The 13,334-nt window shown below is 66.1% G+C and carries 12 protein-coding genes; 6 read left to right on the top strand and 6 right to left on the bottom strand.

Annotated features, from left to right (window positions below; all coding sequences use genetic code 11):
* Positions 1–32: 32 nt before the first annotated feature.
* The 5 genes from ACOQPD_RS07865 to ACOQPD_RS07885 form a co-directional block, all read right to left on the bottom strand.
* On the bottom strand, positions 33–899 hold the full coding sequence (locus tag ACOQPD_RS07865) for an aldo/keto reductase (RefSeq protein ID WP_420614329.1): 867 nt from the start codon (positions 897–899) through the stop codon (positions 33–35).
* Complete coding sequence (locus ACOQPD_RS07870; RefSeq protein WP_420614330.1) at positions 892–1,884, bottom strand: aldo/keto reductase; 993 nt, start codon at positions 1,882–1,884, stop codon at positions 892–894. Before ACOQPD_RS07870 ends, ACOQPD_RS07865 begins: the two co-directional genes overlap by 8 nt.
* Complete coding sequence (locus ACOQPD_RS07875) at positions 1,881–2,960, bottom strand: ABC transporter ATP-binding protein (RefSeq protein ID WP_420614331.1); 1,080 nt, start codon at positions 2,958–2,960, stop codon at positions 1,881–1,883. Before ACOQPD_RS07875 ends, ACOQPD_RS07870 begins: the two co-directional genes overlap by 4 nt.
* Positions 2,950–3,933 (bottom strand): ABC transporter ATP-binding protein, encoded by a 984-nt coding sequence (locus ACOQPD_RS07880; protein WP_420614332.1) that lies wholly within the window; start codon positions 3,931–3,933, stop codon positions 2,950–2,952. Before ACOQPD_RS07880 ends, ACOQPD_RS07875 begins: the two co-directional genes overlap by 11 nt.
* 98 nt (positions 3,934–4,031) lie before the next feature.
* On the bottom strand, positions 4,032–4,763 hold the full coding sequence (locus ACOQPD_RS07885; RefSeq protein WP_420614333.1) for an SDR family NAD(P)-dependent oxidoreductase: 732 nt from the start codon (positions 4,761–4,763) through the stop codon (positions 4,032–4,034).
* A gap of 170 nt (positions 4,764–4,933) precedes the next feature.
* Between ACOQPD_RS07885 and ACOQPD_RS07890 the strand changes: the two genes are divergently transcribed.
* From ACOQPD_RS07890 to ACOQPD_RS07915, 6 genes are all read left to right on the top strand, one after another.
* A complete protein-coding gene (locus ACOQPD_RS07890) occupies positions 4,934–6,115 on the top strand; it encodes a pyridoxal phosphate-dependent aminotransferase (RefSeq protein ID WP_420614334.1) in 1,182 nt (393 codons plus the stop codon).
* A 2-nt stretch (positions 6,116–6,117) separates the two neighbouring features.
* Positions 6,118–6,873 (top strand): SDR family NAD(P)-dependent oxidoreductase, encoded by a 756-nt coding sequence (locus ACOQPD_RS07895; RefSeq protein WP_420614335.1) that lies wholly within the window; start codon positions 6,118–6,120, stop codon positions 6,871–6,873.
* 373 nt (positions 6,874–7,246) lie between these two features.
* Positions 7,247–8,920 (top strand): ABC transporter substrate-binding protein, encoded by a 1,674-nt coding sequence (locus tag ACOQPD_RS07900; RefSeq protein WP_420614336.1) that lies wholly within the window; start codon positions 7,247–7,249, stop codon positions 8,918–8,920.
* A 113-nt stretch (positions 8,921–9,033) separates the two neighbouring features.
* Positions 9,034–9,957, top strand: a complete 924-nt coding sequence (locus ACOQPD_RS07905; RefSeq protein WP_420614337.1) for an ABC transporter permease — start codon at positions 9,034–9,036, stop codon at positions 9,955–9,957.
* A complete protein-coding gene (locus tag ACOQPD_RS07910) occupies positions 9,954–10,901 on the top strand; it encodes an ABC transporter permease (RefSeq protein ID WP_420614338.1) in 948 nt (315 codons plus the stop codon). The genes ACOQPD_RS07905 and ACOQPD_RS07910 overlap by 4 nt, the downstream gene beginning before the upstream one ends.
* Before the next feature lie 58 nt (positions 10,902–10,959).
* Positions 10,960–12,066: a DegT/DnrJ/EryC1/StrS family aminotransferase gene (locus tag ACOQPD_RS07915; protein WP_420614339.1), complete on the top strand. Its 1,107-nt coding sequence runs from the start codon at positions 10,960–10,962 to the stop codon at positions 12,064–12,066.
* Positions 12,067–12,078: 12 nt separating this feature from the next.
* On the opposite strand, the gene ACOQPD_RS07920 is transcribed toward ACOQPD_RS07915, so the two are convergent.
* Positions 12,079–13,113, bottom strand: a complete 1,035-nt coding sequence (locus tag ACOQPD_RS07920; protein ID WP_420614340.1) for a phosphotriesterase family protein — start codon at positions 13,111–13,113, stop codon at positions 12,079–12,081.
* Positions 13,114–13,334 lie beyond the last annotated feature (221 nt).

Genomic DNA, 13,334 nt, shown 5'->3' on the forward strand with positions numbered 1-13,334 from the left:
TCGGTTTCGCCGGTCGATGCCGATCTCCGGTGTCAGAGACCTGGCCACAGGGCTCTCCCGGCGGCACCGAGCGTGAGACGTGACGCCCTGGCGTGCTGCGCGGGACGGGCCGGATTAGCCGTGCCGGGAATAGGGATGATCGCCGGTGACCGGGCCAGCAGCGCGGCGAGGGCGATGTCGTAGGGGGACACCCCGTGGGCGCCGGCTGCTCTGGCGAGTCGCCGGTCCATCCCGATGCGCGCCGCGTCCCCCGGGCCGCCGAAGGGACTATGGGCCAGGAAGGCGATTCCCTCTTGTTCGCACAGCTCGATGATGAGATCCTGATCCGATCGGCCGACGGAGAGAGGATTCTGGACTGCGGCTACAGGTGCCGCCGAGAGGGCCCGCTCGAGCTCCTCCAACGTGACGTTGCAGACGCCCATCTCCCGGATGAGCCCCCTTTCGCGCAACTCGGTCATCGCTCCGAGGGATTCCTCCAGCGGGACGGCCGGGTCCGGTCTGTGAAGCTGGTAGAGATCGATCGCATCCATCTCCAGACGGCGGAGGCTCGCCTCGCACGCCTCGCGAAGATGTTCGGGACGACCGATCAACTTCCACAGGCCATCCTTGCGGATCTCGCCGCCCTTCGTGGCGATCACAACCCCCTCACCGGGTATGTTGCGGAGGCCTGCGGCCACGAGGCGTTCGCCGTAGCCGTGCTCGGCGGTCGACTCCAGGCAGTAGGCGTCCGCGGTGTCGATCAGCGTCATGCCTGCGGCCACCGCACTCTTGACGACCTCGACACCGGTATTCCACGGGGGGCGCCCCTCGATTGCGATCCGCGCCGCTCCGAAACCGACCGAGGAGGCCTCGAGGGCGCCGATCCGGCGCAACGCCCGGTCGCGCCGTCCCTCAACCACCGAGGAGATACTCTCTGAGCGCCATGGAGCCGACCGCGCCACCCGGCACCGGCGGGAGGGCTCGTTCCAGGACCTCCAGGTCGGACTCGGAGAGGTCGATATCCACAGCCCGAGCGTTGTCCGCGAGCTGGGCCGGGTTGGAGGCCCCGGCGATCACGCTCGAGACCTGTGTACGGCCGATCAGCCAGGCGATTGCGAGCTGGGCCGGTGTGCATCCCTTCGTCCCGGCCAACTCCCCGACCGCCTCGACCGCGTGCCAGTTCTGTTCGGTCTCACGCTGCATGCGCACCGACTGCTGGAGAGCGAGGCGAGATCCCTCCGGCGGGCGTTCGCCCCGCCGGTACTTCCCGGCGAGGAATCCCTGAGCCAATGGACGGTAGGGGATCAGCCCCATGCCGAAACGTCGGCAAGCGGAGAGCAGTTCCGTCTCGGCGTCACGGACCAGCATCGAATACTCGGTCTGGACGCTGACGAACTCCGGCCATCCCTCATGCCGTGCTGCCATCACCCACTCCACGACTTCCCAGGTTCGGAAATTCGAGCACCCGACGTGGCGGACCAGACCCCTTGCCACGAGGTCATCGAGGACTTCGAGGACATTCGCCATGGGCACGCGCGGATCAAGGACGTGCAACTGCAAAAGGTCGATGTGATCCATGCCGAGTCGCTTGAGGCTTCCGTGGACGGAGTTGCGGATGTAGGCGGGGTCCAGACCGCCCGGCCGGGACCCGTCCTCCCATGGGAGGCCCACCTTGGTGGCGACGACGAACCGGTCGCGCCGTCCGGCAAGCAAGCGGCCGATGATCCGCTCCGACTCGCCTTCGCCGTACACGTCCGCAGTGTCGAGCAGCGTGACGCCGAGGTTCTCGCACTCGTCGATGATGCTCCTCGCCCCGTCGAGGTCGAGACGCGTGCCGAAATTGTTGGTTCCCAACCCCACGGCGGAGACGTCGAGGCCCGAGGCCCCGACGGATCGTGTTTTCATTGCTGTGCCGCCGGGGCCGGGTCGGCGTCCTGGCCGGTGGTCGGATCCACGCCCGAATCGAGGGCCGGAAAATGGCACGCGGCCATCTGAGCCGGCGCGGTGACATCGGACGGGGCCAGGATCGGCTCGACCTCGGTGCATATAGCCTGGGCCTTCCAGCACCTGGGGTTGAAGCGGCAGGCCTGGGGCGGGTGACGTGGAGATGGCGGTTCCCCTTCGAGCCTGATGCGGCTTCGAGAGGGTCGGGAGTCCGGGTTGGGAATCGGTACCGCGGACAGGAGGGCCTGCGTGTACGGGTGGACCGGTCTCCCGTAGAGGTCTTTGCGGTCGGCCGTCTCGACGATCTTTCCCAGGTACATCACCGCCACCCGATCGGCGGCGTGGCGGACCACGGCCAGGTCGTGAGCGATCAGGACATACGTGAGGTCGAACTCGTCCTGGAGTTGCGCGAGCAGATTCAATGTCTGGGCCTGGATCGAGACGTCGAGTGCCGAGACCGGCTCGTCCAGGACGACTATCGAAGGGTTCAGCGCCAGAGCCCTGGCAATCCCGATCCGCTGCCGCTGCCCACCCGAGAACTCGTGCGGGTAGCGCTTCAGATACTTGGGCGACATGCCCACCGCCTCGAGCAGAGCGATGATCTTCTTCTCGGTGGCGGCGCCGTCGTACAGGCCGTGGATATGGAACGGTTCGGCCAGGGTGTCTCCGACTCGCATCCGGGGATTGAGGGACGCGAACGGATCCTGGAAGACGATCTGGACCTTCCGGCGAAGAGCCTTGAGGGCGCCGGCGTTGAGGTTGCTGGTCTCCTCGCCGTCAATCCGGATCGACCCGGATGTCGGCTCGAGGAGCCGCATGATCAGGCGTGCGGTCGTGGACTTTCCGCAACCCGACTCCCCGACCAGGCCTAGTGTCTCGCCGCGGTTGACGTGGAAGCTCACCCCGTCCACCGCCCTGACGTAGCCGACAGTCCGGCTCAGCACGGTCCCTCCGGCGATAGGGAAGTACTTCTTGAGGTCGCGGACCTCGAGGATCGGGTCGGCCGGAGGCGTGGTCGCCGAGGGGTCAGTCGCCATTGTGTAGCCCACCGCTCAGCAGGGGAATGCTGCGACGGCCCACCCAGTCGGGCTCATCGGCAAAATGGCACCGCACTTTGTGGCCGCTACCCACCATCGAGAGGTCCGGAGTGGTCGACGCACATGCGTCTCGCCGGTGGGCGCACCGCGGCGCGAACCGGCACCCATCGGGAGGATCGAGGAGGGAGGGCGGCTGACCCGGAATGTGGCGCAATGCCGTGCCGAGTTCCGTGTCGAGCCTCGGGACCGCCGCGAGAAGCCCCCAGGTGTAGGGCCCCAAGGGTTGGTTGAACACCGCCGCCGCCGTACCCGTCTCGTGGACCTGGCCGGCGTACATGACCACTATGCGGTCGCTCACATTGGCCACGACGCCGAGGTCGTGCGAGATGAGGAGCACGCTCGTGCCCTGTTCCTCCGATATCTCCTGGATGAGGTCCAGGATCTGAGCCTGGATGGTGACGTCTAGTGCCGTCGTGGGCTCGTCCGCGATCAACAGCTTCGGCTCGGTGATCATCGCCATGGCGATCATCGCCCGCTGGCGCATCCCGCCCGAGAACTCGTGGGGCCTGTCGTTGATGCGATTGGGTGCGTCGGGGATGCCGACCCTGCGAAGCGCCTCGACCGCAGCGTCCCTGGCATCCTTCCGGCTGTAGCCATGGTGACGGCGGAGAGGCTCGGCAACCTGGTCGCCGATGTCGTAGACGGGGTTGAGCGCGGTCATCGGTTCCTGGAAGATCATCGAGATCTCGGAGCCTCGGACGGAGCGCATCTGGGACTCGGTGAGTGTGACCAGATCCGTTCCCTCGAAGTGGATCGCCCCGCTCACCACCTCGCCGGGATCGGATATCAATCCCATGATCGACATGGCGGTCACGGACTTGCCGGACCCGGATTCGCCGACGATCGAGAAGATCTCACCGGGCATGACGTCGAACGACACGTCGTCGACGGCAAAGAGGTCGCCGGACCGCATGTGGAACACCGTCCGGAGGCCCTCCACCGTCAGGAGGGGCTCACGTCCGGGTTGGCCCGCAGGATATGCCGTTCCGAGGTGAGGAGCCTCTCCTGCGCTCATGCGCCGGTGAGCCAGCCGCCATCGACGGGGATGAATGTGCCGGTGACGTGACTCGCGGCATCCGACGCCAGGAAGGCCACCACCCGAGCTATGTCACGCGGCTCGGCCACTCTCTTCATGGGAATGCGCTCCATTGCCCACCTCATCTTGTCCTCATCAGCGAGCATCTTGGCGGACATCGGGGTTCTGGTGAGGCCGGGACCCACTACGTTGACCCGGATGTCATGTGGGCCGAGATCGACAGCCAGCACCTTTCCGAGCATAAGGACGGCGCCCTTGGATGTGGCGTACGCCACCTGTCCCGAGAGTGCGTGCACCGAGTTGATCGATCCGATGAGGACGATCGACCCGGGCCGGCCTCCTTCGATCATGTGCCGGGCGGCGGAACGGGAAACCAGGAAGCTTCCGGTCACGTTGACGGACATCACATGCTCGAAAGTCCCGACGTCCATCCCGGTCGGGGTCCCCTTGGCATTCGCCCCTGCGCAGGTTACGACCGTGTCGATCGGCCCGAGCGTCTTCTCCGTGAGGGCGATGGCGTGGTCCACCATCGCTTCATCGGTGACGTCCAGACGGATGGAGCTTGCCCCGTCCAGGCTGGATGCCGTCTCTCCGGCGCCGGCCTCGTCGATGTCGGCGCACATGACGCTCACGCCCTCGCCGGCCAGGACCTCTGCGATACCCCGCCCGATTCCCGAACCGGCGCCCGTTACGAAAGCAACAGACAATGTAAGGGGCCTCCTTGTGATCTCGGCGCCTCGGTGACACCGGTCTCGCCCGAGTATAAGGAGCGTGAAGGACCGAGTACCGTACACGCGTAGCGTGGAGCATCCTGCGCACCGAGCATCCGCACGGTGACCGCGCCGAACAGCCCCCTCGAGAACATGGAGGAAGCATTATGCCAAAGGTGTCCGAGGCGGCCGCTGCCGTGCCGGGGTCCGGAATACTCGAAATCTTCCACATGATCGCCGGTCGCGATGGCATCCTCCATCTCGAGATCGGCCAACCCGACTTCCCGACACCATCGCACATCATCGAGGCCGCGGCCACCTCCGCGCGAGCCGGATCGGGCTATTGCGACCGGGCCGGGATTCTCTCACTCAGGAGTGTGATCCAGGAGAAGTTGGCCAGGGTGAACGGGATCGATGTGGACGCCGACCAGGTGATCATCACCCAGGGTGGCGTCCAGGGGTGCTCTGCTGTGCTTTCTGCCGTCGTCAGGCCTGGTGACGAGGTTCTGATTCCGGATCCTGGCTGGCCGAACTTCGAGATGCTGGTTCGATTGCAAGGCGCCTCACCGGTCTACTACTCGCTGGACCCGACGAACGATTGGCTGCCCGAACCGACCGAGGTCGAGTCGCTCATCTCGAACCGGACCGCGCTCATCATCATGAACAGCCCCGCCAACCCGACCGGGGCGCTGTTCCCGGATCCGCTGGTGGATAGATTCATCGAGATCGCGCAGCGCCACGATGTGACCCTGCTCTCCGATGAGGTCTACGACGAGCTCATCTACGACGGGGGAAAGCCTGCGAACGCGTTCAGCCGGGGCGGCGAGCACGTCGTCTCGGTGTACAGCTTCTCCAAGACGTATTCCATGACGGGATGGCGAGTCGGCTACCTGGTCGCGCCGGACTGGCTCGCGCCCACCCTGTCGAGGATCCAGGAAACGGTCGTCTCGTGTATCTCCACCGTCACGCAGGCGGCGGGCGAGGCCGCTATCACCGGTCCTCAGGATGCGGTGACGATGATGAGCGATACGTACAGGCGGCGGCGCGATCGCGCGATCGAGATCCTCGCTGCTGAGGGCTTCGAGGTTCCGCCGCCTGCTGCCGGGTTCTTCTTGATGGTTCCCCTGGCGGAGGGCGCCGACTCGAAGCAGGGCGCGCTCAACCTGATCGACCAGGGGGTGGCGCTCTCGCCGGGCACCGCCTACAGCTACACGGCGACGAACTACCTGCGGATCTCGCTGGCGAGCAGCGATCACGCCATCGAGCATGGCGTCGCGCGGGTGGCGAAGTGGCTCAAGGCCACCGACCGGGGGATGACAACCGTCCCTGCGGGCTCCATCGTCTCCTGATCTTGAACGGCGCCCTCGTCACCGGCGCCGGTTCCGGCATCGGCCGCGCGGTTGCGGCAGCGTTGGCCCACCTCGGATACGGGGTCGGTTGCGCAGACTCCGACTTCGACGCCGCCAGGAAAACTGCCCAGCGACTTGACCGGTCGGTGCCGCTACGCCTCGACGTGCGGTCCGGCGAGGAGACACGTCGGGCGGTCGCCGAAATGGGCGACCGTTTCGGCGGTCTGGACGTGGCCGTTGCGTGCGCGGGCGTGCACCGGCAGGGGCATGCGACCGAGATGCCCGTTGTGCTCTTCGAGGAAGTGATGGCCGTCAACGTCACGGGGAGCTTCCTCACGGCCGCGAACTCCGCGCGCGCCATGATCGACCAGGGCACGGGCGGCTCGATCGTCCTGATCGGGTCCATGAACTCGGTGGTCGTGTCCATGCCGGGCCAGGTCGCCTACGCAGCCAGCAAGGGCGGCGTCCTCATGATGGGCAAGGCACTCGCCGTCGATCTGGCAGAGCACGGTATCCGGGTCAACATCGTCCTCCCCGGAATCACCGCCACACCGTTGAGCGAGCCGGTCCTCGCCGACGACACGACGCGAGCCGCGGCGCTGGGGAACGTTCCGATGGGCCGTCCGGCCCAGCCCGAGCAGGTCGCGGCGGCCATAGCCTTCCTGGTGTCGCCCGGCGCTGCGATGGTGACCGGAGCTGCAGTACCGGTGGATGGTGGCCAGCTCGCCCTGACATCAGGGCATCCCTGGGTTTTCTGATGTCAGGCGCCGTCCGGCGAGAACGGCGCAACCGACGATGTGGTCCATGGGCGCGGTTCGCTGTCGCGCACCCTGCCGTTGGCGCGGGCCAGATCTTCTGACCCCGGTGGCATCGACCGGAAGCAGCTAACCGGCTCCATTCCGAAGGGCGCCGGTACTTCCCCGACTCCGCCTAGGCGAGCCGAAAACCCGTTGATTAGAGTTCCCTCTGCAATTGCGCTTGCTTGGGCGATAGTTCGTAACCATCGGGCGGGGCGTTCGGCGAGTGCGCCGGGTGCCTCGGCGCGACCCCGGTCTATTGCCCGCGGAAATCACCGGCAGGTCGCGTAGACGTCGAAACGGGGCGACCCGGGTCGGGACAGGAGAACGAAACGTGAGAAGACTGAGGCATCTCTGGCTATTGCTGGCGGTCCTAGCGCTGGTTGCCACGGCGTGCGGGGACGACGCCGAGGAGGCGACTACTACGGCCGCGCCTGCCACTACGGCCGCGCCGACCACAACGGCCGCCCCGAGCAGTGACGACACGACCGCCACGACCGCGGCGGCGTCGGATGACATGGCGTCCGATGACACCACGACCACCACTGCCGCGGCACCGCCCGCGATGGAGCGTGAGGAGCTGGTCGTCGCGATCGGCCAGGATTTGCCAGTCCTGGACGGGCGCCTGCCCGGCGGATCGGCGGCGAGCTTCAGTGCTTTGCGGCACATCACCCAGCCGCTGGTGTTCTTCAAGGCCGACGGGTCCGTGATGGAGGGGATCCTGGCTGAGTCCTGGGAACGCACCGGCGATCTGACGTGGCGCTTCCACCTTCGCGAGGGAGTCACTTTCCACAACGGCGAGCCGTTCAACGCGGACGCAGTTGTTCACAGCATCGGCATGGCTATCAGTCCTGATTTCTCACCATGGTTCCGCTACGCGTCCGGCGGCGTGCTCGGCCCGGCCATGAAGGTCGACGAGTACACCGTTGACATCTCAACGGAGATTCCGGCGCCGCTGCTTCCGAACATCTTGACCACGATCGACATGGTCCCGCCGCAGCACGACGCGGCAGGCGACCAGAACACCCACCCGATCGGAACCGGTCCCTACCAGTTCGTCGAGTTCCAGCCCCGGTCCAGCCTGGTCCTTGAGGCAAATGACGATTACTGGGGCGGCACGCCGGGCTATTCAGGTATCACGTTCCGCATCATCCCCGAGCGGAGCACCCGGGTGGCAGCACTACTCAACGGTGAGGTGAGCGCCATCAACGCAATCTCCGTAGAGGACATTCAGCGCATCGAAGAGAATGCCGATACGAAGATCGCGAGTTCGGCTACGACGAGGCACATCATGATCGCCCTTCGCGGAGATCGCGAGGTCATCGCAGATGCGCGTGTCCGGCAGGCCATGAACTATGCCGTTGACAAGGAGGCGATCACCTCGACGATCCTCACCGGGATCGCGCAGCCGGTCGACGGATTCCTGGCGCCGAGCATGCCCTTCTCCCGGAACAACCTGGGGCCGTGGCCCTTCGATCCGGATCGAGCGGCGGCGTTGCTGGCGGAAGCGGGTTACGACGGCGCACCGATCCAGATCGCCATCGGCGCCGGCCGGTATCCGAGCGACGATCTCGTCGGTCTCGCAGTGGTCGACATGCTTCAGGCGGCCGGCTTGAACATCGATCTCCATGCCGTCGACTACTCGGCGATGCAGGCAGAACTCGGGAACCGCATAGACGCCACCTATGACGGCTGGATCCAGGGTTGGGGAGCTACGCTGCTCGACTCTCCGGGCCAGATCAACGCGTTCTTCAACTGTACGGACGCGGCGCTTCCGCTCTTCTACTGCAACGACGCCTACATTGCCGCGGCCGGTCGGGCCGCCAATGCCGCAAACGACGCGGAGCTCGAGGCAGCGGTTCAGGAGATGGAGGACATCGTCTGGGAGGACGCGGCGGGGATCTTCCTGTACTTCCCCGTCGAGAACATGGGGCTCTCGGCCGACATGAACGGATTCGAGGCCCGGTTCGACGAGTTCTTCTTCTTCTACGGGACGAGCATCGGCTAAGGCTGCGTATCGAATGAAATGGGCGGGGCTCTCTCCTTCCGGACGGAGCCCCGCCGCCAAACCACGTTCCGGACGGGACGAGCTAGGGAGACCTTGATCGTGGTGCTGCACCTGTGACTTCGCGATATCTCGTCCGGCGGCTGTTCCAAGCCCTGCTGATCTTGATCCTGGTCAGCATCACCGTCTTCCTGTTGATACACATCGTTCCCGGGGACCCTGCCAGGATCATGCTCGGGGACAGGGCCCGGGAGGTGGACGTCGAGGTCCTGCGGGCGCAACTCGGGCTTGACCAGCCACTTCCAGCCCAGTACGCCACCTTCGTGTCGGATCTCTTCCGGGGCGATTTCGGAGACTCGATCCGGGCGCAGCGGCCCACCCTCACCCTCATCGCAGAAGCTGTCCCCGCCACGGTTCAGCTCACCGGCGCCGCGTTGCTGCTCGCCTTCGGTGTCGGCATCCCGGTGGGAGTGCTCTCCGCCATCAAGCGAGGCTCGCTCCTGGACAAGGGGTCGCTGATCCTGGCGCTCCTCGGCCAGTCGATCCCGGCGTTCTGGCTCGGCTTGGTCCTGATCGCCTTCGTCAGCCTCGGGCTCGGGCTCCTGCCGACTTCGGGCACGGGCGGCATCAAGCATCTGATCCTCCCGGCGGTCGCGCTGGCGCCGACTGCGATGGGGATGGTTCTGCGCGTCACGCGGATCAGCGTGATCGAGGTGATGAATGAGGACTACGTCCGCACCGCGACGGCCAAGGGGCTCCACCCGGCCGTTGTCATCGTGAAGCACGCACTCAAGAACGCGTCGCTGCCGATCATCACCATCATGGGACTCCAGGTGGGCGCCCTTCTCGGCGGGGCGATCATCACCGAGACCGTCTTCGCGTGGCCGGGCGTCGGCCGTCTGGCGGTGAACGCGCTGATCCAGCGCGACTGGCCGGTCGTGCGCACCGTCATCCTGCTGGCGGCCTTCCTCCTGGTGATGATCAACCTGTTCATCGACATGGTGTACGCATGGATCGACAAGAGGGTGCAGTTCCAATGATCGAAGAAGTGGGACCGCCGAGCGACCGGGATGGAGACGACATGGCCTTCACCTCCGAGTTCGAGACGATGGGTGTCGCATCGTCGAGATGGCGCCGCGGGCTCGCCGTGGCCCGTGAGGAGGGCAGCCTCGCCTTGCTCGGCGGTGGGTTGATCCTCGTCATCCTCCTCCTCGCCATCGTCGTGCCCATCCTGTCGCCCTTCGAGTCGACAGGCCAGAACCTGATCGGTCGACTCCAGGGGCCCGGATGGACGAACGCCGACGGGCTCACCCATTGGATGGGCACGGACGGCCTCGGCCGCGACGTGTTGACTCGGGTGTTCGTGGGTGCCCGCTACTCCATCCTCATCAGCTTCGTCGCGGTAGCGGGCGCTCTGCTCGTCGGGACCACGATCGGGCTGATCGCCGGGTTCCGCGGTGGCCTCATCGACGACGCGCTCATGCGCCTGGTCGATCTCCAGCTGGCATTCCCGCTGGTTCTGCTGGCTCTGGCACTGGTCGCGCTGCTCGGTCCGAGCCTCACCAATGTGATCGCCGTCTTCATCCTTACCGGTTGGCCGGTGTTCGCCAGGACGATCAGGGCGAGCGTGCTCAGCCTGAAGAAACGGGACTTCGTCGAGGCCGCTCGCGCGCTGGGCGGATCTGATACTCGCATCATGCTCCGCCATATCCTTCCGAACTCGCTGGGACCGCTCACCGTCGTCGCCACGTTCGAGCTTGCGAAGGTCCTCATATTCGAGTCTTCCCTCAGCTTTCTCGGCCTCGGCATCCAGCCCCCGACGCCGACATGGGGCAACATGATGTCGGACGGGCGGGCGTTTCTCGACTCCGCCTGGTGGGTGATGCTGTTCCCCGGAGCCACGCTGGTTCTGGCCGCCGCAGCATCGAACTGGCTTGGTGACGGACTCAATTCCATAGTGGATCCTCGCCTGCGGCGCCGGTGAGCGCCGGATGCCGGGGCCTCTCATCCCACTGGCGGACCCTCGCCGGCAGTATGAAGAGTTGAAGGCCGAGATCGACGAGGTGATCGAGGCCGTGGTCAGCCGGGGAGTCTTCACCCCGGACGAGCAGGTGGGCGCCCTGGAGGCCGAGTTCGCCGGTTGGATGCGATCTCCCTACGCAGTCGGCGTCGCATCCGGAAGTTCGGCCCTGGCGCTCGCGCTCCGCTCAGTCGGCGTGGAGGCGGGCGATGAGGTGGTGATCACGGCCAACCTCGACATCTCGGTCGTGGGACCCATCACCCAGGTTGGCGCCCGGCCTAGGTTCGTGGACATCGAGGCCGGGACGCAGACGATGGATCCGGAGGCATTGGCGCACAGTCTTTGCCGGCGAACCGGCGCGGTCGTCCTGGTTCACTGTCACGGCCATGTGGCCGCATTGCGGAAGATCCTCGACGAGGCGTCGAGTCGTGGCATCCCCATAATCGAAGACGCCACCCTGGCGCCAGGGGCCTGGTATGCAGATCGTCGGGTCGGGTCGTTCGGGACCGTCGGATGTTTCAGCTTCGCCCCTACCAAGCCGCTCGGAGCATTCGGCAACGCCGGGATGGTCGTCACCTCTTCCGAGGAGATCGCCCGGCGCGTGAGAACCCTTGCGAACTACGGGTTCAGGGAGGACAGTATCGCGGCGATACGGAGCGGCCGGCCGGGAGCGACCTTCCGGTACGCGGAGCCGGGGATCAACGCGACGATGGACGAGCTGCAGGCGGCGGTCGTGAGGATCAAGCTCGGAAGGATCGATGAGTGGGCAGGGCGGAGGCGGTCTTACGCGGCAACCTACCGCCGGGTCCTGCGGGATTCAGAAGACCGGGTCGTTCTTCCTGTCGAGCGTGCGGGAGGCCGTTCCGCTCCTCGGTTCTTCGTAGTCCGCACCCCTCGACGGGATCAGATCGCCGAGATGCTCCATGCGGACGGGATCCGCACTGCGATGAACTACGTCCCCCCGATGCACGTGCAGCCGCCCTACGGCGACCCGGGCAAGGTCGGGACCCTGCCGGTCACGGAGCGGATCTCGGACGAGCTCCTCTGCCTCCCTTTGGCACCTGAACTGGAAGCCGGCGAGATCGAGTACTCGGCATCTCGCCTGGCCCACGCCCTGGGGGCCGGCTGATCCGGCGCCCGCCTACGCGAATGCGAGAAGGCGGGCGGGGGTGTCCACCATCATCACCCGGAGCTCCGGTTCGCCGATTCCGGCTGCGGCGAAGCGTGGCTTCATCGTTTCCAGAATGTGGGCGATTCCCCAACCGCCCCACTCACGCGCCATCATCCGGTAGCAGACGTCTTGGCTGAGGACGACCTGGCTGCCCCAACCACGTTGCCACAGGTCCGCAACCTCGGTCACGCGCCGGGTGTCCGTAGGCTGTTGCACGAACCGGCCCTCACGGACGAATACCGACTCGAAGCCGAAGGTGTCGTATTCGAGCGTGATGCCGCGATCGAGCAGCCGGTCCTGGTATTCGGGATCGTCGCCCGAACCATCGTGGTGGCCGGCGATCAGCATCTCGGGATCGCCCCCTGCTTCGATGTACGTGTCTATCGCTTCGAGCGCGCCCGGTCGCGCTTCCGGCAAGACGCCTGCCACAAGGTGGAGGCTTACGGGCGCGCCGGTCTGGCGCTGGGCGGCTGCTGCGGCGCGCACGACCTTGAGCTCGCACGGCACCGGCCCATCGACTCCGATCTCTCCGATGAATCCTCTCGGGATTCCGTCGAGAGGGTTGACGATGTCGCGGATCATCCGATCGGCCAGTTCCCCCACGGTGGACCGGTGGACCCGGTCGGTGTGGGATCGGTGAACGTAGACTCCCGTGCTGGCGATGATGTGGGCGCCCGTGCGTTCCGCGATCCGTCTCAGGGAATTCGCATCAGGACCGAGCCCTTCGGTCGTGGCGTCCACGATGGTGCTGCCGCCGGCCCGCTTATAGGCGTTCACCTCGTCACAGGCCGTGTCCAGGTCTTGCCTCAACAGGTTCGCTTCGAAGGCCGCCGGCTCCCGGACGAGACGCCAGCGGTCACGCGGGTCGAAGGGTTCTCCGATCGTGTCGGACTCGGAGGACCCGGTGTAGCGACACCGGAAGTCGATGAGCAGGTGCTCGTGCGTGATCGTGACGCCCAATTCCCGTGCGGGTATCGGGCCGAGAACTGTCAGCGCCTCCGCCACGTCAACTCCTCCACCCTCGGAAACACTATAGGAACGCCCACGGTCACAAGCCTTCCGGTTCCTCGCCCTCCGACTTCTCGACGAGCGCCGCGACACGTCGAGCACAGTTGCCCGCCGGAGCCATCTCGAGGCATGGGTCCGTGCCGACCGACTCACTATGATGCGGCCGGGCGCATTCCCCCAGGACCACCGCACCGAATTCGATAACAGGGCGCGGGGGC

The sequence above is a fragment of the Candidatus Spongiisocius sp. genome (genome assembly GCF_965221825.1).
In the GTDB taxonomy this organism is placed as follows: Bacteria; Actinomycetota; Acidimicrobiia; order Spongiisociales; family Spongiisociaceae; genus Spongiisocius.

Coding starts and splice junctions, on each gene's coding strand:
- ACOQPD_RS07870 (WP_420614330.1), bottom strand. CDS start 1,884: ATGAAAACACGATCCGTCGGGGCCTCGGGCCTCGACGTCTCCGCCGTG.
- ACOQPD_RS07875 (WP_420614331.1), bottom strand. CDS start 2,960: ATGGCGACTGACCCCTCGGCGACCACGCCTCCGGCCGACCCGATCCTC.
- ACOQPD_RS07880 (WP_420614332.1), bottom strand. CDS start 3,933: ATGCGGTCCGGCGACCTCTTTGCCGTCGACGACGTGTCGTTCGACGTC.
- ACOQPD_RS07890 (WP_420614334.1), top strand. CDS start 4,934: ATGCCAAAGGTGTCCGAGGCGGCCGCTGCCGTGCCGGGGTCCGGAATA.
- ACOQPD_RS07910 (WP_420614338.1), top strand. CDS start 9,954: ATGATCGAAGAAGTGGGACCGCCGAGCGACCGGGATGGAGACGACATG.